The organism is Nonomuraea sp. NPDC046570, from assembly GCF_040645915.1.
In the GTDB taxonomy this organism is placed as follows: Bacteria; Actinomycetota; Actinomycetes; order Streptosporangiales; family Streptosporangiaceae; genus Nonomuraea.
This window is the reverse complement of the sequence record NZ_JBEYZF010000008.1, coordinates 220,360-244,802: the sequence shown is the minus strand read 5'-3', so window position 1 is coordinate 244,802 and position 24,443 is coordinate 220,360. Positions and strand designations below refer to the sequence as shown.

The following is a 24,443-nucleotide window of genomic DNA, read 5'->3' as shown; positions in this document are numbered from 1 at the left end:
GACATAATCGGCGCATGACCCCAGAGCCAGGCGAGTTCCTCTCCATGCTCACCCCGGACGAGATCAGCGCCCTGCGGGCCGCCGGGCGGCCGCGCCGCTGGGACCGCGGGGAGACCGTGATGGCCGAAGGGGAGACCTCCGACTGGGTGCTCGTGCTCACCGAGGGGCGGGTCAAGGCCTCCTCGCACACCAGCGGCGGCACCGAGGTGGTGCTGGCCGTGCGCGGGCCGGGCGCGCTGCTCGGCGAGATGGCGGCGCTCGACGGGTCGGCGCGCTCGGCCACCATCACCGCGCTGGAGCCGGTCGCGGGCGTCGTCGTCCGCGACTTCCCGGCCTTCCTGCAGGAGCACGGCCGGGTGGCGGTGCTGCTGATGCGGCTGACCGTCGGGCGGCTGCGGGACTCCGACCGCAAGCGGATCGAGTACGGCGCGTTCGACACCACCGGGCGGGTGGCCACCCGGCTGGTCGAGCTGGCCGAGCGGTACGGCGAGCCGACGAACGGCGGCCTGCGGGTGATGCTGCCGCTCTCCCAGGACGAACTGGCCGGCTGGACCGGCTCCTCCCGGGAGGCCGTCAGCAAGGCGTTGCGCTCGCTGCGGGACCGCGGCCTGATCGAGACGGGCCGCCGGAAGGTCGTCATCCACGATCTCGAAGGGCTGCGAAAGCGCGCCCGGTGAGATGGTGAACGTACGCTGTACGTCATAGTGGGGGGCATGGTCGCCGTCCCCCATGACCTTCCCGGCACGCCCGAGTACGTCAGCAGGCTCAGGTACGCCTGGCGTGTCTGCTCGGTCACCAGCCTCGGCCTCGTCCTCATCGGCATCGCGGGCAGCACGCTCAACGTGGCGCTGCCCGTCGTCGTCCGCCACTTCTCCGCCACGCCCTTCGAGTCGGGCTGGATCCTGCTGTCGTTCCTGCTGGTCAACACCGCCACCCTGGTGTTCTTCGGCCGGGTCGCCGACCTGCTCGGCCGCCGCGAGATCTACCTGGCCGGGTTCGCGCTGTTCACGCTGGGCTCGCTGGCGGCCGGGCTGTCGCCGGACGTGTGGTTCCTGGTCGCCATGCGGGTCGTGCAGGCCGTCGGGGCGGCGATGATCCTGGCCAACGGGACCGTCATCATCACCGACGCCTTCCCGCCCGACCGGCTCAGCCAGGGCATGGGCGTCTACATCGGCACGCTGTCGGTGGCCCAGCTCGCCGGGCCCACGCTGGGCGGCCTCATCGCGGAGACCGCGGGCTGGCAGTGGATCTTCTGGGTGAACGTGCCGGCCGGCCTGGTCGCGCTGGTGTGGGGGGCGTTCACGCTGCGCAAGGTGCCGCGCGGCCCGCGCGAGCCGATCGACGCGCTGGGCAACGCGCTGGTGTTCGCGGCGCTGTCGGCCGCGCTGCTGGCGCTGTCGGAGGCCGGGTCGGGCGGGGTGGGCAGCCCTGTCGTCCTCGCGGGCGCGGCCGTGTTCGCGGTCCTGGTGCCGGTGATCGTGCTGGTGGAGCGGCGGGCCTCGCATCCGGTGCTGGACCTGCGGCTGTTCGGCGGGCGGATGCTGGCGTGCGCGAACCTGGCCTCCTTCTGCAACGCGCTGGCCCGCTCGGCGCTGATCCTGGTGGTGGCGCTGTACTTCCAGGCGGCGCGCGGGATGGACGCGTTCACCGCCGGGCTGAGCGTGCTGCCGGTGCCGGTGGGCATGGCGCTCGCCTCGCCGCTCGCGGGGTGGCTGGGGCGGCGGGTGTCGCCGTACGCGTTGTCGATCGGGGGGAGCCTGTTCAGTGTGGCCGGGCTGGGGGTCCTGGTGGCCGGGGTGTCGCCGGCCACGCCGTACTGGGTCGTCGGGGTGGGGCTCTTCCTGGCCGGGTGCGGCAGCGGGACTTTCCTGACCGGCAACACCACGCAGGTGATGTCCGCCCTGCCCGCGGGCAGCCTGGGCCTGGTCAACGGCTTCCGGCTGATGATCATGAATGTGGGCATCGTGCTGAGCGTGGGCCTGTCGCTCAGCGTCCTCACCAGCGCCGTCTCCCCCGCCCTGCGGGACGAGGTCTACTCCGCCACGCTCTCCCGCCTGTCCCCCGCCGCCGTGGACCAGCTCATGCACGGCTTCCAGCGGACCTACCTGGTGCTGTTCGCGGTGGCCCTGGCCGGCGCCCTGCTGGCCGCGCTGGCCAGAACCGGGCCGCGGGTCAGGCGTGGAACGGGTCGGTGACGCCGCGGGGGCTGGCCAGGCCCTCGGCGTCGCAGGAGGTCCGGCGGGCGCCCGCGCGGTAGGCGCTTTCGAGGAAGCCGAGGACGGTCATCACCGGGTCGTCGCTGGTGCGGGCGTCGTCGTAGCGGAGAACGGCCAGATGGCTGCCTCGGGAGGGGATCCAGGCGGCCCAGTCCGGCCACAGCGGCTCCTTGTCCAGCCCTTCGGGTTCCGGGGCGGTGTAGGAGTAGAAGGCCGGCCAGGGGCGTTCCTCGTCGCCGAACCAGAAGCCCGCGCTGATCACCTCCCAGCTGTACGCCTCGCGGGTCACCGGGTCGGCCTGGGGTGAGGGGCCGGCGACACGGCCGGTGAAGCGGGTCACGGCGAGGTCGAAGGTGTGCCAGAAGTGGTGCACCGGGCTGGTCTTGCCGCAGAAGTCGGCCGCGAAGCGCTCCAGCACCTGCGCCACCTGCGACAGGACCTGCCAGTACCGGGTGATGAGCGCGGGATCGTAGTGGGCGTGCGCGCGGTCCTCGGCGAACGGGGTCGAGTCGCCCAGGTCGAAGGGCGTCGCGTGGATGTCGACGGAGATGTCCAGGTCGGCCAGCGCGGTGAAGAGGTCGGCGTAGAAGGAGGCGACCGACTGCCCGACCAGGCCGAAGCTCACGCTCCTGCCGTCGAGGCGGTCGATCACCAGCCGGTGCCTGACCAGGTCGAAGTCGATGCAGAACAGCGGCAGGCCGTCGAGCCCGCCCATCGGGCGCGTGGTCAGTCCCCGGCCGGTCAGGTGGTAGGGCACGTTCCACCAGTGGTTGCGGCGGACGCTCGCGGCGAGCCGCACCTTGCCGACGATCTGCGCGAACCTGTGGAAGGTCTCCTTGGTCTTGATCCAGTCCTCGTACGGCATGGCCGGAAACAACTCCACGACGACCTCCTAGATGGGACAGCCCTCCTCGAATCGTAGCAATACACTCACTCTCCGCTATGTCGGGCCGCCAGCGTGTCGATGCCGCCGAGCAGGAGGTCGACGCCGAAGGAGTCGTAGAACTCCTCATCGCCCCCCTCGGCCATCGGCTCGGCCATCTCCACCAGGTACGGGTAGACGCCGACGGGCAGCGACTGCAGCCGCAGGCGTTTGACCCGCCGCAGTTCGGCGGCCTCGTCGTCCGGCAGGCGCCGGTGGACATGCCCCGACGACCCGGCGATCGAGATCGCCCCCTCCAGCAGGAACCGCGAGATCAGGCAGCTCTCCTTGGGGCCGAACCCGGCCGAGCGGGCCAGGCCGAGCGACCCGTTCCAGACCTTCAGGAAACTCGGCACGTCGGTGTGATCGGTCTGCTCCAGCACGTCCTTGGCGCACGGATGGCGGCGTAGCACCCTGATCAGCCCCTCGACGAGTTCGCGCAGTTCCTCCTGCCACGGCCGCCCGTCGCCGGACCGGGGGGCGAACCCGTCCACCAGGTGGTCGGCCATGCCGGCGAGGAGTTGTTCCTTGTTCTTGAAGTGCCAGTACAAGGCCATGGGCGTCACGCCGAGGTCGGTGGCGAGCCGCCTGATCGTGACCGAGTCGAGCCCTTCGGCGTCACCGATCTCCAGCGCCCGCTCGACGATCGCGTCCGCGGTCAGTTTTCCCATCACGGTTGACAACTATACGTCGTACAAGTTCCACTATACGGCGTACAAGTACACCGTAGAGGAGACCTTGCTGATGAACGACCGCAGATGGTGGGCGCTGGGAGCGGTGACGCTCGGCACCTTCATGACCTACCTGGACAACAACGTGGTCAACGTGGCGTTGCCCACCATCCAGAAGGAGCTGGAGCTCGGCATCTCGGGCCTGGAATGGATCGTGAGCGGCTACATCCTGGTGTTCGCCGGGCTGATGCTGGTCGGCGGCAGACTCGCCGACGTGTACGGCAAGCGCCGGATCTTCCTGATCGGCCTCACCGTGTTCACCCTGTCCTCGCTGGCCGCGGGCCTGGCCACCAGCGGCGGCGCACTCATCGCCGCCCGCGCCGTCCAGGGCGTCGGCGCCGCCTTTCTCACCCCGACCGCCCTGGCGCTGCTCTCCTCCGTCTTCCCCGACCCGCGCGAGCGCGGCACCGCCGTCGGCATCTGGACGGCCACGGGCGCGCTGTCCATGGCCCTCGGCCCGGTGACCGGCGGATTCATCAGCGAGCACCTGCACTGGGGCTGGATCTACCTGATCAACGTGCCCATCGGCGCCGGCGCGCTCGCCCTCGCATCCTGGACCCTGCCCCGCGACCCCCAACCCGTACGGCACAGCCTCGACCTGCCCGGCCTGGCCACCTCGGCGATCGCCCTGTTCGCCCTGACCTACGCGCTCATCGAGGGCGAGGGCGCCGGCTGGACCTCACCGGAGATCCTGACCGCGCTCGGCGTCACCCTCGCCGCCGCGGCCGCCTTCGTGCTCGCCGAGACCAGGTCCGCCGAGCCGATGATCGACCTGTCGCTGTTCGGCAACCGGGTCTTCACCGGCGGCGCACTCTCGATGGGCCTGTGGTCGTTCGGCATCTTCGGCATCTACTTCTTCAGCGCCCTGTGGCTGCAGAACGCGCTGGGCTTCTCGCCCACCGAGGCGGGCGGCGCGTTCGTGCCGATGGCCCTGCTCATGGCCGTCGTCGCCATCCAGGCCCAGCGCGTGGCCCGGCTGCTCGGCAACGGCAGGACCGTCGCCCTCGGGCTCGGCCTGATGACCGCCTCCGTGCTCGGCATCGCCGCCGTCGGCGCCGACGGCGGCTACCTGGACGTCCTGCCCTGGTTCCTGGTCTACGGCCTCGGCGGCGGCCTGCTGGTCCCGCTCACCACGATGATCCTGGGCAGCATGCCGCCCGCCCGCGCCGGTGTCGCCTCCAGCGTGCTCAACGTTTCGCGCGAGGTGTTCGGCCTGCTCGGCATCACCGTCCTCGGCGCCGTGCTCGGCTCCCTGCAGTCCTCGGCCCTGGCCGACGGCCTCATCCCACAGGCCGCCTTCCTCGATGCCTACCGGCAGACCCTGACGATCGCGGCGGTGATCATTCTGATCGGGGTACCGGTGAGCCTGTGGGCGTTGCGCGGCAGCCGTACCGCTCAGGCCACCGAGCCGGTCGAGAAGGCCGAGGCGGTGAGCTGAGACTCGTCGAACTGGGTGTGGTAGAGCTCGGCGTAGCGGCCGCCGGCCGCCAGCAGGGCGGTGTGCGTGCCCCGCTCGACCACCCGGCCCGCTTCGACGACCAGGATGAGGTCGGCGGCGCGGATGGTGGACAGCCGGTGCGCGATCACCACGGCGGTCCTGCCCTCCAGCGCCTCGCCGAGCGCCTCCTGCACGGCCACCTCCGAGGTGGAGTCCAGCGCCGCGGTCGCCTCGTCGAGGATCACCACGCGCGGCTGGGCCAGCAGCAGCCTGGCGATCGTCAGGCGCTGGCGCTCGCCGCCGGACAGCCGGTAGCCGCGCTCGCCCACCACCGTGTCGAGCCCGTCGGGCAGCGAGGCGATGAGGTCGCCCAGCCTGGCCCTGCGCAGGGCCTCCCACAGGTCCTCCTCCGCCGCCTCCGGCCTGGCCAGCAGCAGGTTCGCCCGGATGGAGTCGTGGAAGAGGTGGCCGTCCTGGGTGACCATGCCGAGCGTGTCGCGGATCGAGTCGGCGCTCAGGTCGCGCACGTCCACGCCGTTCAGCCGGATCGCGCCCGTGTCGGTGTCGTAGAGCCGGGGCAGCAGTTGGGCGATCGTCGACTTGCCCGCGCCCGAGGAGCCGACGAGGGCGACCATCTGGCCGGGTTCGGCGGTGAAGGACACCTCGTGCAGCACCTGGACGCCGCCGCGCGAGTCGAGGACGGCGACCTCTTCGAGGGAGGCGAGCGAGACCTTGTCGGCCGAGGGGTAGCCGAAGCCGACGCCGTCGAACTCGACCGTCACCGGGCCCTCGGGCACCTCGCGGGCGCCCGGCTTCTCCTTGATCAGCGGTTCGAGGTCGAGCACCTCGAAGACCCGCTCGAAGCTCACCAGCGCGCTCATCACCTCGACCCTGGCGTTGGCCAGCGCGGTCAGCGGCGAGTACAGGCGGGTCAGCAGCAGGGCGAGCGCCACGACCGAGCCGGCGTCGAGTTGGCCGCGCAGGGCGTAGAAGCCGCCGAGGCCGTACACCACGGCGAGGGCCAGGGCCGAGACCAGCGTCAGCGCGGTGACGAACACCGACTGCACCATCGCGGTGCGCACCCCGATGTCACGCACCCGCCTGGCCCTGGCCGCGAACTCCCGCGACTCGTCGGCCGGACGGCCGAACAGCTTCACCAGCGTCGCGCCGGGCGCGGAGAAGCGCTCGGTCATCTGGGTGCCCATCGCCGCGTTGTGGTCGGCGGCCTCCCGCCTGAGCCGGGCCAGCCTGGCCCCCATGCGGCGGGCGGGCAGCACGAACACCGGCAGCAGCACCAGCGCGAGCAGGGTGATCTGCCAGGAGATGCCGATCATCACCACCAGCGTGAGCACCAGCGTGACCACGTTGCCCGCCACGCCGGACAGCGTGTCGGTGAAGGCCCGCTGGGCGCCGATCACGTCGTTGTTCAGGCGGCTGACCAGCGCGCCGGTGCGGGTCCTGGTGAAGAACGCGATCGGCATCCGCTGCACGTGGTCGAAGACCGTCGCGCGCAGGTCGAGGATCAGGCCCTCGCCGATGCTCGCCGACAGGTACCTGGTCAGCAGCCCGAGCCCCGCCTCGGCCAGCGCGATGAGCGCGATGAGCCCGGCGAGGCCCGTCACCACGTCCGTCGCCGAGCCCTTGACGATGGCGTCCACCACCCGTCCCGCCAGCACGGGCGAGACCACGGCGAGCGCCGCCATCACCACGCTCAGCAGGAGGAACCTCACCAGCTTCGCCCGGTGCGGCCGCGCGAAGCGGCCGATGCGGCGCAACGTGGCCATCGAGAACGGCCTGCGGTCCCGCTGGGCGTTCATCGCGCTGTAGAGCTGGTTCCACGCCGTCACTTCCATGTTCACGACTGGTCCCTCCCATTCGGCGTCATGAGAGGGACCCTAGAAGCTCAAGTTAAGTTGAAGTCAAGCCCCGATCTTCTTGCCCCGGGTGTGCCAGGCCACCGCCACCGACGGCCGGGGCTGGGAGTCGCCGCCGTCGGGCCAGCGGCTGCCCGGGTTGTCCGGCGTCGCGCCGTCGAGCTCGCCCGGGTGCTGGACCGCCACGAACACGCTGCGCTGGTCCTGGGTGACCAGCGGCCCGCAGGTCTCCGCGCCGAGCGGCACGGTGAGGAACTGCCGCAGGTGACCGCGCTCGCGCCCGCGCACCGGCATCACGAACAGGCCGTCGTTGGCGCCGAGCTGGTTGCCGTCGGTGGAGATCCACAGGTTGCCGTCACGGTCGAAGGCGACGTTGTCCGGGCAGGAGATCGGCGAGACCTTCGACTTGTCGAACCCGGCGAAGTACGTCGTCGCGTCGTTCGGGTCGCCGCAGACCAGCGGCAGCGACCAGGCGAACGTGGTGGCCGCCGCGTCGTCGCGCCGCTCCACGATCTCCAGCACGTGCCCGTGCTTGTTGGCCGGGCGCGGGTTGGCCTCGTCCACCTGCGCCGGGGTGCGGTTGGAGTTGTTGGTCAGCGCCACGTAGACCGCGCCGGTGACCGGGTTGCGCTCGACGTCCTCCGGCCGGTCCATCTTGGTCGCGCCCGCCTTGTCGGCGGCGATACGGGTGTAGACCAGCACCTCCTCGGCGCTCATCCCCTCCACGTACGACCGGTCGCCGCTGACCAGCGGGATCCACTCCCCCGAGCCGTCGAAGGCGCCGTCGGCGGGCAGCTTGCCGGAACCGTCGATCTCCGCCTTGGGGCTGTCGCCGCTGAACCGGGCGACGTAGAGCGTGCCCTCGTCCAGCAGGGTGCGGTTGTGGCGGTCGTTGCCGGGGAGGTACCGCTTCTTGGAGACGAACTTGTAGACGTACTCGAAGCGCGAGTCGTCGCCCATGTACGCCACCAGGCGGCCGTCCCTGGCCAGCGTCGTCGTGGCCGCCTCGTGCGCGAACCTGCCGAGCGCGGTGCGCTTGACCGGCGTCGAGTCCGGGTCGAACGGGTCGATCTCCACGATCCACCCGAACCTGTTCACCTCGTGCGGGTGCTTGGCCAGGTCGAACCGCTCCTCGACCCGGTCGAACCGGCGGCTGCCCGACGCCGCGCCGCTCGGGATGGAGTAGCGGGTGATGTACGGCCGCTGCTCCGCCGGGACCTTGTCGCCGTTGACGAAGTACTGGTTGAAGTTCTCCTCGGCGGTCAGCACCGTACCCCACGGCGTGGTGCCGCCCGCGCAGTTGTTGAGCATGCCGACCGGCGCCCGCCCCTCCGGGTCCGCCTGCGTCTTCAGCAGGTCACTCCCGGCGGCCGGGCCGGTGAACCGCATCGGCGTCTGGGCGGTGATCCGCCGGTTGTAGCGCCGCCGCCCCTGGGTGACCAGCTTCCACTCGCCGGAGTCGCGCACCCGCTCGATCTCCACGACCGAGCCGCCGTGCGCCGCCAGCGCGATCCTGATCTGCTCCTCGGTGGCCGCCGCCCCGCCGGTGTAGCCGCGGAACATCAGCGCCTCGTCGGTGTACTCGTGGTTCACCCACAGCAGCCCGCGCTCGCGCCCCATCGGGAACAGCGTCACGAAGTCGCAGTTGTAGCCGAACTGCTTGCCCTGCGCCTCGGCCGTCTGGTTGTCGAAGTCGAACGCGGGCGCGTCCGGCAGCACCGGGTCCCCCCAGCGCACGACCACCGACGAGGCGTACCCCTCGGGCACGGTCAGCCGGTCGTCCTTGTTCGGCGCCACCGGCGTGAACCGCAGACCGTCCCGCCCGCGCGCCACCTCCACCTCCACGGACGCCGCGGCCGGTACGGCTCCCGCCACCCCCACGCCCGCCACGAGGGCGCCCAGCGCACCCGCCCGCAGCACGCCGCGACGGGACAGGGCCTCGGCGGCGATGTCGCCGAAGTAGGCGTTACCGCTGGTGTTGACCACCTCGTGGGCGCAGGCGTCACCGCAGCGGAACCGGCAGGTGAGCGCGCTCCGGCCGCCCTTGTGCGGGCTGGACAGCAGGGGCAGCAGGCGGCGAGGCGAGGGATTCGCCACAGTTCCTCCAAGATTGTGCTCATTCGTTCCGCCTGGACGCTACGGCCGCCGGCGAAACCGCCGATGAACGACGACCGCCCGCACGATGAACCCTTGCCGGGGAGACAATGGGCGGGTGCCGCCACGCAGACTCGACCCCGACAAGCTCAGGTCCGCCCTCGACGCCCAGCTCGTCGCCCTGGACCAACCGCCCTTCGACGGGCCCGCCTCGGCCCTGGCAGGCGCCTGCGTGGCCGCCGTGCTGGCCGCCTACGACCGGGGGCTCACACCCGAGCGGGAGGCGGCCCGCTTCGCCGTACGGCACCTGCTGGACCGGCTCGTGACCGCCGCGCCCGGCAGGACCGTGGAGGTGCGCGTGCCGCCGTACGCGGCGGTGCAGGCGATCGAGGGGCCGCGGCACACCAGGGGCACGCCGCCCAACGTCGTCGAGACCGATGCGCGCACCTGGATCGAGCTGGCCGTCGGGCGGCTGAGCTGGGACGAGGCCATGACGAAGGGCGCCGTCTCAGCGAGCGGCGCCCGCGCCGACCTGTCCGGTCACCTGCCCGTCTAGCTACCGCTCAGCCACGGGATCTTGCTCTCGATGCAGGCCTCGGTGAGGCTCGGGGGCAGGTTCGAGCACTGCGAGATCACGTTCATGAAGATCGTGGCCAGCACGCCGACGATGATCAGGGCGACGACGCTGGTCACGATGCCGGTGATCGCCTGGCCCCTGTTGACGCCTCTGGTCAGGGCGACGACGCCGAGGACGATGCCGACGATCGCGGTCACCAGGCCGGTGCCGCACAGGAACACCAGGAAGATGCTGGCGATGCCCAGCACCATCGAGGCCGTGGCCAGCCCGCCGCCCGGTTTGCGCGGCTCCCAGTCCTGCCTCGGGGCGGAACCCGCGCCCGGCGGCGGGACGTAGACGGCGCCGCCGTACGGGGGCGGGGGCTCCTGGCCCGAACCGCCGCCCGGCGGGCCGCCGTACGGGCTGGAGGGCGAGACCCCCGGCGTCACCGGCTCCCGGGGCCCGCCGTACGGCGAGGTCCCCGGACCGCCCTGCGTCCCGTAGGTCGCCGACTGGCCGTACTCCTTGGGCGCCCCCTCGTACGGCGAAGCGCTCTCGCCCCCAAGGGACGGCGGCGGCTCCTGCCCGAAGGCGCCGGGAGCGCCGGGGGGAGGGGGCGGACTCTCCCCGAAAGCCCCGCGAGAGGGCGGCGGCTCTTGGCCGCCCTGCGGCGGGGTGGGCGGGTCGTAGCGGGAAGGGGTCGGGGCCGACGGCTCCGTGGTCTCGCCGGGGCTGCTCTCCCAGCCCGGGTAGGACGGAGTCGCCCCCGGCCTCTGGAAGACCTGGGTCTGCGTCGCGTCCTCCTCCTGGTCATACCGGGGAACCTGGAACGCCTGGGTCTGCGTCGCGTCCTCGCCCACCTGCGGCTGGGGGACCTCGGGAGCGGTGGGCTCGTCAGGGTGAGTGGGCAGGCCCGGCTCGGGGAACCCCGAGAGCGGGCCGGGCACCTCGGGCGAGGCCGGCAGGTCGGGGTGGGGAGGCGTGACCGGCTCGGGCCAGTCGGGCTCACCGGGTTCCGGCCTCGGCGGCTCGGGCCTGCCGGGCTCGGGACCGCCCGGCGGCCCCGGAGGGGGCACCACGGGCGGTTCGGACGTGAGGGGCTCCCTCGGCTCGGGGCCGCGCGGCGGCTCCGGCACAGTGGGCTCCAGGGGCTCGGGGGCGCGCGGTGGTTCGGGAGCGATCGGCTCCTCCGGCTCCGGCGCGCGCGTCGGTTCCTCCCCCTCGGCCTCCTCCTGACCACCCGCACCACGCGAAGACCCCGAACGGCGGCCTTCGTCATCGGGCTCGGATGGCGTGGGACGGTCTTCTCCCGGGTCCTGCCCCGGGCGAGGCTGGTTCGGGTCACCAGGTGTGGTCACGTCTACGTCTCCCCCGACGTGTCGGCATACCGGATACCCCACACTCCCCCGGCACAGGTCACCGAAACGGTCCGACACGGCAAAACCGTGCCGATCGTTTGGTCACGGTGCTCCATGGACAGGCGGCGGAGCGGTCCACCCAAGGGCTTCCACCCCGCCAGACGATCCGGTCATATCCCCCGAAACAGGCCCGGGTGTGCAAGCAGGGAAGTTCCCGACCTAGACTGAAGCATGTGCTGAAGGGCGACGGCCGGCTCGGCCATGACCTGGACCCCCAAGACCGCGCACCGCAGGACGCCTGTGGTGTCTTCGGAGTCTGGGCGCCAGGCGAGGAAGTCTCCAAACTCACCTACTACGGGCTGTACGCGTTGCAGCACCGCGGCCAGGAGTCCGCGGGCATCGCGGTCAGCGAGGGCAGCCGCATCCTCGTCTACAAGGACATGGGACTGGTCTCCCAGGTCTTCGACGAGACGGTGCTGGGCACCCTGCGCGGCCATCTGGCGATCGGCCACTGCCGCTACTCCACCACGGGCTCGAGTGTGTGGGAGAACGCGCAACCCACGCTGAGCTCCACCGAGGTCGGCGGGCTCGCGCTCGCCCACAACGGCAACCTGATCAATACCCCGGAGCTGGCCCAGCGCCTGGCTCCCGGGGCGACCAGGGCCACGACCGACACCGAGGTGCTCACCACGCTCCTCGCACAGGACCGCAACCAGTCCATCGAGGACGCGGCGGCCGAACTGCTGCCGCAGGTCAAGGGCGCCTACTCGCTCGTCTTCATGAACGAGCGGACGCTCTACGCGGCCCGCGACCCGCAGGGCATCCGCCCGCTGGTGCTCGGCCGCCTGGAGCGCGGCTGGGTGGTGGCCAGCGAGACCGCGGCGCTCGACATCGTGGGCGCCACGTTCGTCCGCGAGATCGAGCCCGGCGAGCTGCTCACCATCGACGAGCGCGGCGTCCGATCCCGCCGCTTCGCGCTCGCCGAACCCAAGGGCTGCCTGTTCGAGTACGTCTACCTGGCCCGCCCCGACACCACCATCGCGGGGCGCGGCGTACAGGTCACCAGGGTCGAGGTGGGCCGCGAGCTGGCCCGCGAGCACCCGGTCGAGGCCGACCTGGTCATCCCGACCCCCGAGTCGGGTACCCCCGCCGCCGTCGGTTACGCCGAGGAGAGCGGCATCCCGTACGGCCAGGGCCTGGTGAAGAACTCCTACGTCGGCCGCACCTTCATCCAGCCGTCGCAGACCATCAGGCAGCTCGGCATCAGGCTCAAGCTCAACCCGCTGCGCGAGGTCGTGGCGGGCAAGCGCCTGGTCGTCGTGGACGACTCGATCGTGCGCGGCAACACCCAGCGGGCGATCGTCAAGATGCTCCGCGAGGCCGGCGCCAAGGAAGTGCACGTGCGCATCTCCTCGCCGCCCGTGCAGTGGCCGTGCTTCTACGGCATCGACTTCGCCACCCGCGCCGAGCTGATCGCCAGCTCGCTGACGGTGGAGGAGATCAGGGCCTCGCTGGGCGCCGACTCGCTCGGCTACATCTCCCTCGAGGGCCTGACCAAGGCCACCACGATCCCGGCCGAGCGCCTGTGCAGGGCCTGCTTCGACGGCTCGTACCCCATCCCGATCGACCAGGACAACGTCGGCAAGTTCGTTTTGGAGAGCAAGGCGTGAGTAGTTACGAGGCGGCCGGAGTCGACATCGCGGCGGGCGAGCGCGCCGTCGAGCTGATGAAGGCGAAGGTCGCCCGCTCCCGCAGGCCCGAGGTGGTCGACGACGCCAGCGGCTTCGCCGGCCTGTTCGACGCCTCGGCCCTGCTGAAGTACCACCGCCCGCTCCTGGCCACCTCGACCGACGGCGTCGGCACGAAGGTCATGATCGCCCAGCGGTACGGCAAGCACGACACCATCGGCATCGACCTGGTCGGCATGGTCCTCGACGACCTGGTGGTCTGCGGGGCCGAGCCGCTGTTCATGACCGACTACATCGCCTGCGGCAAGGTCGTCCCCGAACGCGTCGCCGAGATCGTCGGCGGCGTGGCCGAGGGCTGCCGGCTGGCCGGCGCCGCGCTGGTGGGCGGCGAGACGGCCGAGCACCCGGGGGCGATGGACGCCGACGAGTACGACCTGGCGGGCGCGGGCACCGGGGTCGTCGAGGCGGCCGACATGCTCGGCGCCGACCGCGTCCGCGAGGGCGACGTGGTGCTCGGGCTGGCCTCCTCGGGCGTGCACTCCAACGGCTACTCCCTGGTCCGCCACGTGCTGAAGACGGCGGGCCTTTCCCTCGACGACGAGCTGCCCGAGCTGGGCCGCCCGCTGGGCGAGGAACTGCTGGAGCCGACGCGCATCTACTCCCTCGACTGCCTGGAGCTGACCCGCTCAGCCGAGGTGCACGCCTTCGCGCACGTCACCGGCGGCGGCCTGGAGGGCAACCTGTCCCGCTCGCTGCCCGCCGGCCTCGACGCGCTGCTCGACCGCTCGTCGTGGACCCCGCCCGCGATCTTCCAGGTGCTCGCCGGTCACGGCGGCATCGCGGTCAAGGACATGGACAAGACGTTCAACCTGGGCGTCGGCATGGTCGCGATCGTCGCCGCCGACTCGGCCGACCAGGCGCTCCGGGTGCTCGCCGGGCGCGGGCTGCCCGCGTGGGTGCTGGGCGAGGTCGTCCAGGGAAGCGGTCAGGCGCGCTACCGGTCGTGAAACGACGAAGGGCCCCACGGACGGTGATCCGTGGGGCTCAGTCGTTCGGCGGACGCGCATCCGGTGTGGTGGCCACACCGGATGCGGTCATCCAAGTCGCCTATCGGCGGCCGGACGATCGGTCGTCGCCGTCGTCCTTGCTGCCGTAGTCATCGGCGTAATCGGCATAGCGATCCGCCAGCTCGTCGTTGAGGTCGTCGGCGTCGTCCTTGTGGTTGGAGTCGTCTTCTCTGACTCCGAGCTCGTCGCGCAGACGCTCAAGATCCGTGCCACCGCTGTTGTACTTCAGCTGGCGAGCAACCTTGACCTGCTTGGCCTTTGCTCGGCCGCGCCCCATTGGCTCGACCCCCTCGTGTGGGGTCGTCCCCGACCCCTCGTCGCTAACGCACCACTCACTGACGCCACCTGACTTCGGGCGTCAGCCTCTTGTTCGCCTATAACCGTACCTGTTTTGCGCTCAGCTCGGTACGTCGTATGGGCGTGGGGGGTCAGCGCCCCAGCCAAATGGCCCTTACTCGCCCGACTTCCGACATTCTGCGCTCGGCCAGCCTATCTGCTGCGACGGCCGGCGGGACGCCCTCCTCAGTGGCGATGCGGAAAATCTTCAGAGTCGTGTCATAGATCTGTGTCGCCTTGGCCCTGGCCCGATCCATGCTGAACCCTTCGATCTCGTCGGCGACCTGGATGACGCCGCCGGAGTTGACCACGTAGTCGGGCGCGTAGAGGATCCCGCGGTCGGCGAGCTGCTTCTCCACGCCCGCGTGCGCGAGCTGGTTGTTGGCCCCGCCACAGACGATCTTCGCCCGCAGGCGGGCCACGGTGTCGTCGGTGAGCGCGGCGCCGAGCGCGCAGGGGGCGTAGACGTCGATGTCGGCCGAGGTGAGCGCCTCGGCGTCGGCCACGACCGCGACCTCGGGGTGGCGCGTCCTGACCCGTTCGACCGCCTGTTCGCTGACGTCGCAGATCACCACCTCCGCGCCGTCCTCGAGCAGGTGCTCGACCAGGCGGTGGCCGACCTTGCCGACGCCCTCGACGCCGACGCGCTTGCCGTGCAGCGACGGCGTGCCGTACACGTGCTCGGCCGAGGCGCGCATGCCCTGGAAGACGCCGAAGGCGGTGAGGATCGAGGAGTCGCCCGCGCCGCCGTGGGCGACGGTGCGGCCGGTCACGTAGGCGCACTCGCGCGCCACGATGTCCATGTCCTCGCTGTAGGTGCCCACGTCGCAGGCGGTGAAGTAGCGTCCGCCCAGGGACTGGACGAAGCGGCCGTAGGCGCGCAGCATCGCCTCGTTCTTGTCGGTGGCGGGATCGCCGATGATGACGGCCTTGCCGCCGCCGAGGTCGAGCCCGGCGAGCGCGTTCTTGTAGGCCATGCCTTTGGAGAGGGCCAGCACGTCGGCGAGTGCCGCCTGCTCGCTGGCGTACGGATAGAACCTGGTGCCCCCGAGCGCGGGGCCGAGCGCGGTGTTGTGGATCGCGATGATCGCGCGCAGGCCGCTGCGCTCGTCTGAGCAGAAGACCACCTGCTCATGCGCGGCTTGACTCTGGCTGGCGTCCTTGTGGGACAGCCCGAAGACGTCGGTCACTGTAGTGACTCCCTGTCCGGTCCACCGCACCTTCGCGGCGGAGATCACCTCTCAGGGTAGTGGCCACACCGGTGCAAGCAGGTTGTCTTCATGACACGATGCCACCGTGCTGCCCTACGCCGCCTACCTCCGCGTCTACGAACCGCTGTCCGCCTTCCCCGAGGCCGACCGTAAGGTCTGGGCCGCCTACGCCGAATCCCGCGACCGCCCCAGGAGGGCCGGCGCGCTCGAAGCCGAGCACGGTGAGTCCGTCCGGCGCCTGATCGGTGTGCCGCCGCAGCCCGCCCCCGCCCAGGAGAGCCCCAACGCCTATCTGAGGCGCGTGGAGGACAGGCTGTTCGTCTGTCCCTGGCAGAGCCGGTTGCGCTCGTGGCTGGCGTTCTCGCGCTTCCGTGGCAGCACTCCCGCGAGAGTGATGGACCGATTCGTCCCGCAGGCGATCGCCGAGCAGACGGCCGACGACTTCGACAGGTACAAACGGGGTGGCGACTCCGCCTCGCTGCGCACCCACATCCGGACGGCGACGTGGAACATCCCGTCGTCGTGGTTCGTGCCCTTCGACGGCAACGAGCGGTGGCTGGTGCTGGGCAAACCGGTCAAGGGGCAGGACGTCACCACCGCCACAGGGCGCAACCTCATCTACGTCACCTCGATGTCGCAGGCCAGGCGCCGCTCGGCGAGGGCCCTGCAGGTGATCCGCAAGCACGTCGGCGAGGTCGCGACCGGCGTGGAGGTGGAGGAGGTGGCCCGCTGGCTGGAAGAGTTCCACCCGCACTCGCTGGTGGAACTCGACTACGGCGGGCTGGTGCACCTGATGAACGACGACGCGCTGCAGGCCGACCAGTCGGTGGCGGAGCTCTCGGCGGCCCTCACGGGCCTGGACACAGGTCAAGAAGAACTTGCCTACGCCATGTACCAGCGGGTGATCCTGCGGTGGAAGTCAATGCAACTTCTGGAATCTGCCAACTGAGCCCCAAAACAACCGTGTGACCTGCATGAGTAGGTCACGTGCGACGCCTGCTGCCTTCTGCGAACTGAGTAGTTTGCCGTTTTCACTGCGATACCACGAAACGTGTCGCTAGAATCACCGAGCGTGACATCGCCGCGCGGGCAGGCGGCCGGCCCAAAGAAGGGCTCGCCAATCGCTCAGCGTGGCGGTATGGTCACTTCGGGTGATGCCGCATATGGTCCAGAAAAGCCGCACGCACTGGGCCATACGGGGACATCCGTGACACGCGCACAAGCAGTCGCAGGATCGCTGAGCCGGTCCACACGGAGGAGAGGCCGCACACATGTCAGCTCGTACACCCGAGGCCGAGCCACTGCTCACGCCCGCTGAGGTCGCCACCATGTTCCGCGTCGACCCCAAGACCGTTACGCGGTGGGCCAAGGCGGGCAAGTTGACGTCGATTCGCACCCTCGGCGGTCACCGGCGCTACCGGGAGACCGAGGTCCGTGCCCTGCTGGCGGGTATTCCGCAGCAGCGTTCGGAGTAACAGCGAGGTCGTCACGGACCTAGGGGGGTTTCACGGTGGACCTGGTTCTGCCCGGTCCACCAGCGTGACGACGTCTAGTCGCCCCGCGCGTCGGGGGACGCATACGGGAGTTGGCGCCGCCCGCCCGGCGCCATCCTTCCCACCCGTCTCAGACCAGCTCGGCCAAGAGCCGCTCGACGTCCTCGTCATAGGCCGCGGCCGCCCTGCACAGGGCCACCATCTGATCGACGAGCATCCGTTCCAGCGCCGCCCGGTCGAGGTCGCGGTGCTCCAGCCAGTCGAGGCCGGCGGCCTCCACCGAGGCGATCCACGTCCTGAGCGTCAGGCGCAGCACCGGGCTCGGCTCGTCCACCCGCAACTGCCGCTGGATGAGCAGGAACAGCCGTCGGCGTACCCCGTCGACGATCTCGCCCGCCTCGCCCGCCCGGCGCGCGGGCCCGCCGCGCAGCAGCGCGGCGAAACCGGCCGTGTCCTCCTCGACGAAGTCGAAGTAGCGGCGCAGCGCCGCGGCCAGTTCGTCCAGCGGACGGCCGCCCTCGTCCCGGCACAGCCGCGACTCCAGCTCGACGGCCGCGCCGCGCAGCGCGGCGAGGTAGAGCTCCTGCTTGCCGCCGAAGTAGTGGTAGACCAGCGCCCGCGAGGCGCCGGCCGCCGAGGCGACGTCGTCGATGGAGACATCCTCGGCGTCCCGCCCGCCGAACAGTTTCAGGGCGGCCGCCACGAGTTCCCCGCGGCGGCGGTCCACGCTGAGCCTGCGCCTGGCGGGACGCGCGTTCTCCGAGGTCTCGGCGGGTTTCCCGGGTGCCACCTCCGCACACTATCGGGTAACGATCATGCCGACATCAGGCTTCCCTAACCTGAGGCCGTACCCTGCGGCGTCCTCGATCGTTTGACGGGACAGGTGCCCATCCACGCATCGCGGGGGAGACACATGTCAGGACCGCCCGTCAACACGACCATCGCCGAGGTAGACACCCTGCCTCGCCCAAGACCCACCATCCGCAACGTCGCCGAACGCGCAGGCGTCTCGAAGTCGTTGGTCTCTCTCGTGCTGCGCGGGTCGCCGCACGTGAGCGAACATCGCCGCCAGGCCGTCCTGGCCGCGGCGCGCGAGCTCGGCTACCGCCCGAACGCCGTGGCCCGCAGCCTCGTCGAGGGCCGTACTCACCTGGTCGGGGCGCTCGTCGCCGACCTGCACAACCCGTTCTACGCGGAGTTCCTCGACGGACTGCAGGAGAGCCTGCACGGCGACGGGCTGCGCATGCTGATCGGCAACAGCCAGTGGGACCCGGCCTTCGAGGACGAGGCCGTGGAGGCCTTCCTGGAACTCAGGGTCGACGGGCTCGTGCTGTTAGGCATAGCGCCGACCAGCGAGACCCTCATCGAGGCCACCTCCTACACGCCCACCGTCGTGGTGGGGGAACGTGACAACGCGCTCGACGGCGTCGACATCGTGGTCGACGACGACCAACTCGGCGCCCGCCTGGCCATCGACCACCTGGTCGGCCTCGGGCACAAGCGGATCGCGCACATCGAGGGCGCCAGGTCCTCGGCCGGACGCTTCCGCTGCGAGGGGTACCTGGTGGCCATGCGCAGGCACGCGCTGGCGCCGTACATCATGGTCGAGCACGGCGACTGCACCGAGGAGGGCGGGCGGCTGACCGCACGCGCCCTGCTCACCCGCGAGCCCCGGCCAACGGCGATCTTCGCGGCCAACGACATGGTCGCCCTCGGCGTGCTGTCGGCGGCCAGCGAACTCGGCCTGCGGGTGCCCGAGGACCTGTCCGTGGTGGGCTACGACAACACGCACCTGTCGGCCGTCCACCACATCTCGCTCACCTCCGTCGACCAGCCGCGCCGCACCATGGGCCGGTCGGCGGCGGCCCTGCTCAGCGACCGGATCGGCGATCCGGGAAAGGTTGCCCGCCTCCGCCAGGTCACCCCGGAACTGGTCGTACGGCGAAGCACCGGCCCTGTCTAAATCCTGTCCAAGCCTGGGTCAACCGGCGTGGCGATCCCACGCCGGAGTTGTCTACTCATCAGGGTCATGACGTCTGATCCAGGGGGAACAGTCATGCGTGATCCTGAACTGGTGTCCTGCGCCCAGCGCGCCGCCGCCGAGCTCGAACGGGCCTGGGCGCACTGGCGGGCCGGGCGCGGCAAGGACTGCGAGGTCGGGCCCGAGTCGGTCGCCAGCTATGTGGCCCACTCCCTCGACCATCCCTGGGGGCGTCCCCGCGTCGTGCTCGGTCTCGACGCGGAGGACGCGCGGGAGCTCGCCGCCCTGCTGCAGCGGCAGGAAGTCGGCGAACACGTCTGGTGATTTTGCGTGCTCGCGTAAGTTGGAAGCCATGCGTGCACTACCTGTCACCGTTCTCGCCCTCTGCGGCCTGGCCGCCACCGCGTGTGGCGGCACGGCCGGCGGACAGGCGTCCGCGAACCGGCCCGCCGCTCCCGCCCCCGCGCCCGTCGCGGGGGCCCAGGCCGCCGTGGTGTCGTCGCAGCCGCTCAAGGGCAAGGTCGTGGTCATCGACCCCGGCCACAACGGCGGCAACGCCAAGAACCCGAAGGCCATCAACCGCAAGGTCAACGTGCTGACCCAGTGGAAGGCCTGCGACACGACCGGCACCTCGACCAACGACGGCTACAGCGAGGCGGCCTTCACCTGGGACGTCTCCCAGCGGCTGACCAAGATCCTGAAGCAGCGCGGCGCCACAGTCGTGCTCACCCGCTCCGACAACAACAGCGTGGGACCGTGCATCACCGAGCGGGCCGCGATCGGCAACAAGGCCAAGGCCGACGCCGCGATCTCGGTGCACGCCGACGGGTCGGCGCCCGCCAACCACGGCTTCCACGTGATCATGCCCAAGAAGATCAACGGGCCGGTCGACCCCGTGGTGCCCGAGTCCCGCGAGCTGGGGGTGGACGTGCGCGACTCCCTGGCCAAGGTCACCGGCCTGCCGTACTCCACCTACATCGGCGTCAAGGCGCTCGACTTCCGCAACGATCTCGGCGGGCTCAACCTGTCGACGGTGCCGAAGGTCTTCATCGAGTGCGGCAACATGCGCCACGCCGGCGACGCGGCCAGGTTCAAGACCCCGGCCTTCCGTCAGAAGATCGCGCTCGGACTGGCTGACGGGCTTCAGATCTACCTCAAATGACATCATCTGAAGCATGACTTCGTTGCTTCCACGCCCGAACGTCCTCAGCCACCTGTCCGGCTCCTACGAGCTGGCCGCGGGTTCCACGATCTCCGGCCCGCACGACCTCGTCGACGCCGTCCGCCTGGCGCTGCCGGTGCTCGACCTGCGCCCAGGCGACACGGGCGCGATCGACGTACGGCAGGACACCGCGCTGGCCGCCGACGCCTACCGGCTGACGTGCGGGTCGCGGGGCATCGAGATCACCGCGGGCGGCCGGGCGGGCGCCTTCCACGCCGCGCAGACCCTGCACCAGCTCCTGCCCGACGCCTCCTACCGCGCCGCGGTCGCCTCGCCGGTCTGGACCGTGCCGGGGGTGCGGATCGAGGACTCCCCGCGCTTCTCCTGGCGGGGCCTGCACCTCGACGTGGCCAGGCACTTCCTGCCCAAGCGGGAGGTGCTGCGGCTGGTCGACCTGATGGCCGTGCACAAGCTGAACCGGCTGCACCTGCACCTGGTGGACGACCAGGGCTGGCGGGTGGAGAGCAGGGCCTACCCCCGCCTGCACGAGGTCGCCTCGCACCGGCCGCGCACCGCGACCAACTACTTCCGCGAGGAGAGCACCTACGACGACATCCCGCACGGCGGCTACTACACCCTCGACGACCTGGCCGAGATCGCGGCCTACGCGCGGGCGCGTGAGGTGGTGATCGTGCCGGAGATCGACGTTCCGGGGCACGCCTCGGCCATCCTGGCCGCCTACCCCGAGCTGGGCGCGACCGGTGCCGAGTTCGAGGTGCTCGACCGGTGGGGGATCTCCCCCGCCATCCTGTCGCCGCTGCCGGGCACGGTGGACTTCCTCACCACGGTCTTCGACGAGCTGCTGGGGGCGATGGGGGCCACGCCGTACCTGCACATCGGCGGTGACGAGTGCGTGCTCGACGACTGGGCCGCCTCCGCGGAGATCAGCGCCTACCAGGACTCGCTGGGGCTGGGCAGCGTGGGCGAGCTGCACGCGTGGTTCCTGCGGCGGCTCTCGGACGTGCTGGCCGAGCGGGGGGTGCGCGCGGTCGTCTGGGACGAGGCGTTCGTCAGCGGCGGGTTGCGGTCCGACACGCTGGTGATGCCGTGGCGCGGGATGGGTGTCGGCCGCCGGGCCGCCGCAGCCGGGCACGACGTGGTCGCCACGCCGGTCTTCCCGACCTACTTCGACTACGCCGAGGCCGCCTCCGCCGACGAGCCGATGGCCCTCGGCGACACCATCACGCTGGCCGATGTGGCGGCCTTCGAGCCTGCCCCCGCCGCCTGGGGCGAGCAGGAGACCGCCAAGGTGGTCGGCGTCCAGGGGCAGCTCTGGAGCGAGCGCCTCACCGACGCGCGGCTGGTCGACTACCGCGCCTGGCCGCGCGCCTGCGCGCTCGCCGAGATCTCCTGGTCCGGCACCGCCGACGACACCTTCACCGACCGGCTGAGCGAGCACCTGGGCCGCCTGGACGCGCTCGGCGTGGAGTACCGCCCGCTCGACGGCCCGCACCCCTGGCAGCGGCGCAGGCCGCACCGGCCGAGCGCGGTGCGGGTGGGCGACATGATGGAGCACCTGGACGAGATGACGCACAGCGCCGACTCCACCCGCCCGAGTCTGTGATGCGGGCGCTCGGCGACCTGGCCGCCGACTTCTGGGCGTGGCGGGTGGCCGCCGCCCCGGACTCCGGCGACGACATCACCCGGGTGGAACGCCCCGACGGGTGGACGGCCGACTGGTCGGCCGCCGCGGTCGCCGAGCGCCGCCGCGTCCTGGGCGAGCTGGAGGAGCGGCACGCCGCGCTCGACCTGTCGGCCGAGCCCGTGCCCGTCCAGGTCGACGGCCGCCTGATCGGCTCGGCGCTGGCCAGGGCCCGCTGGGAGCTCGACCTGTCGCGCGGCTGGCAGCGCAACCCCTGCTTCTACCTGGAGCAGAGCCTGATCGCCGGGTACAACCTGCTGCTCCGGCCGCCGCCGTTCGAGACCGGACGCGCGGCGGCGATAGTGGCGCACCTCAGGCGGGTGCCCGTGGTACTGGAGCAGGCCAGGGAGAACCTCACCGGCCACGCCGCCGCGCCCTTCGCCCGCTCGGCCATCACCCTGCTGGAAACGGCCGGAGACCGGCTCCGGCAGGCGATGGCGGCACTGGCGCCGCTGCTGCCGCGGCCGTACGCGGGCGAGCTGGCCTCGGCCGCCGACGCCGCTGCCGAGGCGCTGGCGGCCTACCGCCGCTGGCTGGAGAGCGGCCTGGCGGGGTTCGGCGATGACACGGCCGTGGGGGCGCGGGCCCTGGCCTTCTTCCTGCACCGCGTCGCGCTGGTCCCCTACCCGGCCGACCGGTTGCGGGCCATGGGACGGCAGGAGTGGGACCGGGCGGTGGCGACCGAGGCGATGCTGCGCCTGCGTCATCGCGACGTCGCCGCGCCGCCGCTGCCCGCGGACGCGGCGCGGGTGATCGCCCAGGAGGACGCGGACGAGCGGGGAGTCCGCCGCTTCTACACCGAGCGCGGCCTGCTCGGCCAGCCTTCGAGCCTGCGCCGCTACCGCTTCGCCGCCATGCCGCCCTACCTGGCGCCGCTCACCTGGCTCGGGGTACCCCACTACGCCGGGTCGGCCTCGCGGCCCGGCGACGACGCCCTGCGGTACGTCGAGGAGCCGCATCCCGGCCTGCCCTACTTCCAGCTCGCCGAGGCGCTCGACCCGCGCACCGGCATCGCCCACGAGGGCGTGCACGCCCAGCAACTCGCGCTGTCATGGCAGCACCCTGATCCCGTACGGCGCGGCTACTACGACTCGCACGCCAACGAGGGGATCGCCTTCTACAACGAGGAGCTGATGCTGCTGTCCGGGCTGTTCGACGACGCCCCGTACAGCGCCCTGTTCGTGGTCAACGCGATGCGGCTGCGGGCGCTGCGGGTCGAGGTGGACCTGGCGCTGGCGGTGGGCGAGACGACGCTGGAGGAGGCGGCCGAACGGCTGGCCACGGCGGTGCCCATGGACGCCGGGACGGCCTGGGAGGAGGCCGTCTTCTTCGCCGGCAGTCCCGGGCAGGGGCTCAGCTACCAGATCGGCAAGCTGCAGATCCTCGACCTGCTGGCCACCTGCCGGCGGCGCGACGGGGACGACTTCGACCTGCGGGCCTTCCACGACCGGCTGTGGCTGGAGGGGAACGTGCCGATCGTGCTGCAGCGCTGGGAGCTGCTGGGCCTGCGCGACCAGCTCGACGAGGCCGACCGCCTGGCGGCCGAGAGCTAGCGGGGGGCCGTGCGGCCGATCAGGTCGCGCACGGAGGTGAGGCCGTGGCGCTTGAGGCGCCGCGCGAGCTGTCGGTGGATCGTGGCGGCCCAGAGCGGACCGCCGTAGATCATGCCGGTGTAGCCCTGGACCAGGGTGGCGCCGGCCAGCAGGCGCTCCCAGACGTCGTCCACGTCCTCGACGCCGCCCACCGACACGAGGGTGAGCCGGTCGCCGACGCGGGCGCGCAGGCGGCGCAGCACCTCCAGCGAACGCCCCTTCAGCGGACGCCCGGACAGCCCGCCGGTCTCGCCGCCGTGCCTGATCGTGGTGTTCGTCGCGATGATGCCGTCGAGCCCGAGCTCCAGCGCGAGGTCGGCCACCGCGTCGACGTCCTCGTCGGCGAGGTCCGGCGCGATCTTCACCAGCAGCGGAGTACGCCGCGGCGTCGAGTCGGCCACCTCCTTCACCGAGGTCAGCAACGGCCGCAGCAGCTCGACCGCCTGCAGGTTGCGCAGCCCCGGCGTGTTCGGCGAGCTCACGTTGACCACCAGGTAGTCCGCCAGCGGCGCCAGCTCCTTGGCGCTGGCCACGTAGTCGGCGGCGGCCTCCGCCTCCGGCACCACCTTGGTCTTCCCGATGTTCACCCCGACCACCACCGGCACACCCCTGGTACGGCGCAGCCTGCGCGCCGCCGCCTCGGCCCCGGCGTTGTTGAAGCCCATCCGGTTGATGACCGCCCGCTTGCCCACCACCCTGAACAGGCGCGGCCGGGGGTTGCCCGGCTGGGCGTGCGCGGTGATCGTGCCCACCTCGACGTGCCCGAACCCGAACGCCGACAGCGCCTCTGCGCACGCGGCGTCCTTGTCGAACCCGGCGGCCAGCCCCAGCGGCCCGGGGAAGTGCACACCGAAGGCGCTGACCCGCAGCGCCTCGTCACGCGGCGCGAGCGCCCGGTGCAGCAGGCGCTTGAGCAACGGCAGCGCGGACAGCACGGCGAGCGCCCGCACCGTCAGATGGTGCACGGCCTCGGCGTCGAGGCGGCGCAGAACCAGGGTGAACAGAAGTCGATACATCACCGA

The 24,443-nt window shown here is 71.4% G+C and carries 22 protein-coding genes; 13 read left to right on the top strand and 9 right to left on the bottom strand.

The window, feature by feature from the left end:
• The first annotated feature begins 14 nt into the window (after positions 1-14).
• Together ABZ911_RS16310 and ABZ911_RS16305 are read left to right on the top strand one after the other, a co-directional pair.
• Positions 15-677, top strand: coding sequence for a Crp/Fnr family transcriptional regulator (locus ABZ911_RS16310; RefSeq protein WP_358055827.1), 663 nt, complete (start codon positions 15-17; stop codon positions 675-677).
• A 36-nt stretch (positions 678-713) separates the two neighbouring features.
• Positions 714-2,195 carry an MFS transporter gene (locus ABZ911_RS16305; protein ID WP_358055825.1) on the top strand — a complete coding sequence of 494 codons (1,482 nt, stop codon included), beginning with the start codon at positions 714-716 and terminating at the stop codon, positions 2,193-2,195.
• Here the strand turns inward: ABZ911_RS16305 and ABZ911_RS16300 are convergent.
• Together ABZ911_RS16300 and ABZ911_RS16295 are read right to left on the bottom strand one after the other, a co-directional pair.
• The gene (locus tag ABZ911_RS16300; RefSeq protein WP_358055823.1) at positions 2,173-3,099 is read right to left on the bottom strand and encodes a DUF5996 family protein; all 927 of its coding nucleotides are present in this window, start codon (positions 3,097-3,099) and stop codon (positions 2,173-2,175) included. The two genes, ABZ911_RS16305 and ABZ911_RS16300, sit on opposite strands and share 23 nt — an antisense overlap.
• A gap of 47 nt (positions 3,100-3,146) precedes the next feature.
• On the bottom strand, positions 3,147-3,809 hold the full coding sequence (locus tag ABZ911_RS16295) for a TetR family transcriptional regulator (RefSeq protein ID WP_358055912.1): 663 nt from the start codon (positions 3,807-3,809) through the stop codon (positions 3,147-3,149).
• A gap of 73 nt (positions 3,810-3,882) precedes the next feature.
• On the opposite strand from ABZ911_RS16295, the gene ABZ911_RS16290 reads away from it, so the two are divergent.
• Positions 3,883-5,307 carry an MFS transporter gene (locus tag ABZ911_RS16290; protein ID WP_358055821.1) on the top strand — a complete coding sequence of 475 codons (1,425 nt, stop codon included), beginning with the start codon at positions 3,883-3,885 and terminating at the stop codon, positions 5,305-5,307.
• On the opposite strand, the gene ABZ911_RS16285 is transcribed toward ABZ911_RS16290, so the two are convergent.
• Together ABZ911_RS16285 and ABZ911_RS16280 are read right to left on the bottom strand one after the other, a co-directional pair.
• Positions 5,265-7,160 (bottom strand): ABC transporter ATP-binding protein, encoded by a 1,896-nt coding sequence (locus ABZ911_RS16285; RefSeq protein ID WP_358055910.1) that lies wholly within the window; start codon positions 7,158-7,160, stop codon positions 5,265-5,267. The two genes, ABZ911_RS16290 and ABZ911_RS16285, sit on opposite strands and share 43 nt — an antisense overlap.
• Positions 7,161-7,226: 66 nt before the next feature.
• A complete protein-coding gene (locus ABZ911_RS16280; RefSeq protein ID WP_358055819.1) occupies positions 7,227-9,278 on the bottom strand; it encodes a PhoX family phosphatase in 2,052 nt (683 codons plus the stop codon).
• An 85-nt stretch (positions 9,279-9,363) separates the two neighbouring features.
• On the opposite strand from ABZ911_RS16280, the gene ABZ911_RS16275 reads away from it, so the two are divergent.
• Positions 9,364-9,831, top strand: a complete 468-nt coding sequence (locus tag ABZ911_RS16275) for a sterol carrier family protein (RefSeq protein ID WP_358055817.1) — start codon at positions 9,364-9,366, stop codon at positions 9,829-9,831.
• Here ABZ911_RS16275 and ABZ911_RS16270 read toward each other — a convergent pair.
• A complete protein-coding gene (locus ABZ911_RS16270; protein ID WP_358055815.1) occupies positions 9,828-10,967 on the bottom strand; it encodes a hypothetical protein in 1,140 nt (379 codons plus the stop codon). The two genes, ABZ911_RS16275 and ABZ911_RS16270, sit on opposite strands and share 4 nt — an antisense overlap.
• Positions 10,968-11,422: 455 nt before the next feature.
• On the opposite strand from ABZ911_RS16270, the gene purF reads away from it, so the two are divergent.
• Both purF and purM read left to right on the top strand, forming a co-directional pair.
• Positions 11,423-12,859: an amidophosphoribosyltransferase gene (gene purF / locus ABZ911_RS16265; protein ID WP_358055813.1), complete on the top strand. Its 1,437-nt coding sequence runs from the start codon at positions 11,423-11,425 to the stop codon at positions 12,857-12,859.
• Positions 12,856-13,884, top strand: a complete 1,029-nt coding sequence (gene purM / locus ABZ911_RS16260; RefSeq protein ID WP_358055811.1) for a phosphoribosylformylglycinamidine cyclo-ligase — start codon at positions 12,856-12,858, stop codon at positions 13,882-13,884. The genes purF and purM overlap by 4 nt, the downstream gene beginning before the upstream one ends.
• Positions 13,885-13,984: 100 nt before the next feature.
• Here the strand turns inward: purM and ABZ911_RS16255 are convergent, their stop codons facing one another.
• Positions 13,985-14,221, bottom strand: coding sequence for a DUF3073 domain-containing protein (locus tag ABZ911_RS16255; RefSeq protein WP_358055809.1), 237 nt, complete (start codon positions 14,219-14,221; stop codon positions 13,985-13,987).
• Positions 14,222-14,372: 151 nt separating this feature from the next.
• Positions 14,373-15,470 (bottom strand): Glu/Leu/Phe/Val dehydrogenase dimerization domain-containing protein, encoded by a 1,098-nt coding sequence (locus ABZ911_RS16250; RefSeq protein WP_358055807.1) that lies wholly within the window; start codon positions 15,468-15,470, stop codon positions 14,373-14,375.
• A gap of 106 nt (positions 15,471-15,576) precedes the next feature.
• Here ABZ911_RS16250 and ABZ911_RS16245 point away from each other — a divergent pair, with 106 nt between their 5' ends.
• Both ABZ911_RS16245 and bldC read left to right on the top strand, forming a co-directional pair.
• Positions 15,577-16,440: a hypothetical protein gene (locus tag ABZ911_RS16245; protein ID WP_358055805.1), complete on the top strand. Its 864-nt coding sequence runs from the start codon at positions 15,577-15,579 to the stop codon at positions 16,438-16,440.
• A 322-nt stretch (positions 16,441-16,762) separates the two neighbouring features.
• Positions 16,763-16,966 (top strand): developmental transcriptional regulator BldC, encoded by a 204-nt coding sequence (bldC, locus tag ABZ911_RS16240; RefSeq protein ID WP_013133571.1) that lies wholly within the window; start codon positions 16,763-16,765, stop codon positions 16,964-16,966.
• A gap of 148 nt (positions 16,967-17,114) precedes the next feature.
• Here bldC and ABZ911_RS16235 read toward each other — a convergent pair whose 3' ends face one another.
• The gene (locus ABZ911_RS16235; RefSeq protein WP_358055803.1) at positions 17,115-17,774 is read right to left on the bottom strand and encodes a TetR/AcrR family transcriptional regulator; all 660 of its coding nucleotides are present in this window, start codon (positions 17,772-17,774) and stop codon (positions 17,115-17,117) included.
• Positions 17,775-17,897: 123 nt separating this feature from the next.
• On the opposite strand from ABZ911_RS16235, the gene ABZ911_RS16230 reads away from it, so the two are divergent.
• From ABZ911_RS16230 to ABZ911_RS16210, 5 genes are all read left to right on the top strand, one after another.
• Positions 17,898-18,947, top strand: coding sequence for a LacI family DNA-binding transcriptional regulator (locus ABZ911_RS16230; RefSeq protein ID WP_358055801.1), 1,050 nt, complete (start codon positions 17,898-17,900; stop codon positions 18,945-18,947).
• 93 nt (positions 18,948-19,040) lie between these two features.
• On the top strand, positions 19,041-19,289 hold the full coding sequence (locus ABZ911_RS16225; protein ID WP_358055799.1) for a hypothetical protein: 249 nt from the start codon (positions 19,041-19,043) through the stop codon (positions 19,287-19,289).
• A 28-nt stretch (positions 19,290-19,317) separates the two neighbouring features.
• Positions 19,318-20,127: an N-acetylmuramoyl-L-alanine amidase gene (locus ABZ911_RS16220; protein WP_358055797.1), complete on the top strand. Its 810-nt coding sequence runs from the start codon at positions 19,318-19,320 to the stop codon at positions 20,125-20,127.
• A 13-nt stretch (positions 20,128-20,140) separates the two neighbouring features.
• On the top strand, positions 20,141-21,751 hold the full coding sequence (locus ABZ911_RS16215; RefSeq protein WP_358055795.1) for a beta-N-acetylhexosaminidase: 1,611 nt from the start codon (positions 20,141-20,143) through the stop codon (positions 21,749-21,751).
• Positions 21,751-23,382, top strand: coding sequence for a DUF885 family protein (locus tag ABZ911_RS16210; protein ID WP_358055794.1), 1,632 nt, complete (start codon positions 21,751-21,753; stop codon positions 23,380-23,382). Before ABZ911_RS16215 ends, ABZ911_RS16210 begins: the two co-directional genes overlap by 1 nt.
• Here the strand turns inward: ABZ911_RS16210 and ABZ911_RS16205 are convergent.
• Positions 23,379-24,437 carry a quinone-dependent dihydroorotate dehydrogenase gene (locus ABZ911_RS16205; protein WP_358055792.1) on the bottom strand — a complete coding sequence of 353 codons (1,059 nt, stop codon included), beginning with the start codon at positions 24,435-24,437 and terminating at the stop codon, positions 23,379-23,381. The two genes, ABZ911_RS16210 and ABZ911_RS16205, sit on opposite strands and share 4 nt — an antisense overlap.
• Positions 24,438-24,443: the final 6 nt, after the last annotated feature.

Bases quoted from the DNA above. Each gene is read 5' to 3' on its own strand.
- ABZ911_RS16230 (WP_358055801.1), top strand. From the start codon at position 17,898: ATGTCAGGACCGCCCGTCAACACGACCATCGCCGAGGTAGACACCCTG.
- ABZ911_RS16210 (WP_358055794.1), top strand. From the start codon at position 21,751: ATGCGGGCGCTCGGCGACCTGGCCGCCGACTTCTGGGCGTGGCGGGTG.
- ABZ911_RS16205 (WP_358055792.1), bottom strand. From the start codon at position 24,437: ATGTATCGACTTCTGTTCACCCTGGTTCTGCGCCGCCTCGACGCCGAG.
- ABZ911_RS16295 (WP_358055912.1), bottom strand. From the start codon at position 3,809: ATGGGAAAACTGACCGCGGACGCGATCGTCGAGCGGGCGCTGGAGATC.
- ABZ911_RS16305 (WP_358055825.1), top strand. From the start codon at position 714: ATGGTCGCCGTCCCCCATGACCTTCCCGGCACGCCCGAGTACGTCAGC.
- ABZ911_RS16310 (WP_358055827.1), top strand. From the start codon at position 15: ATGACCCCAGAGCCAGGCGAGTTCCTCTCCATGCTCACCCCGGACGAG.
- ABZ911_RS16255 (WP_358055809.1), bottom strand. From the start codon at position 14,221: ATGGGGCGCGGCCGAGCAAAGGCCAAGCAGGTCAAGGTTGCTCGCCAG.
- ABZ911_RS16215 (WP_358055795.1), top strand. From the start codon at position 20,141: ATGACTTCGTTGCTTCCACGCCCGAACGTCCTCAGCCACCTGTCCGGC.
- ABZ911_RS16290 (WP_358055821.1), top strand. From the start codon at position 3,883: ATGAACGACCGCAGATGGTGGGCGCTGGGAGCGGTGACGCTCGGCACC.
- ABZ911_RS16225 (WP_358055799.1), top strand. From the start codon at position 19,041: ATGCGTGATCCTGAACTGGTGTCCTGCGCCCAGCGCGCCGCCGCCGAG.
- bldC (WP_013133571.1), top strand. From the start codon at position 16,763: ATGTCAGCTCGTACACCCGAGGCCGAGCCACTGCTCACGCCCGCTGAG.
- ABZ911_RS16275 (WP_358055817.1), top strand. From the start codon at position 9,364: ATGAACCCTTGCCGGGGAGACAATGGGCGGGTGCCGCCACGCAGACTC.
- ABZ911_RS16220 (WP_358055797.1), top strand. From the start codon at position 19,318: ATGCGTGCACTACCTGTCACCGTTCTCGCCCTCTGCGGCCTGGCCGCC.
- ABZ911_RS16285 (WP_358055910.1), bottom strand. From the start codon at position 7,160: ATGGAAGTGACGGCGTGGAACCAGCTCTACAGCGCGATGAACGCCCAG.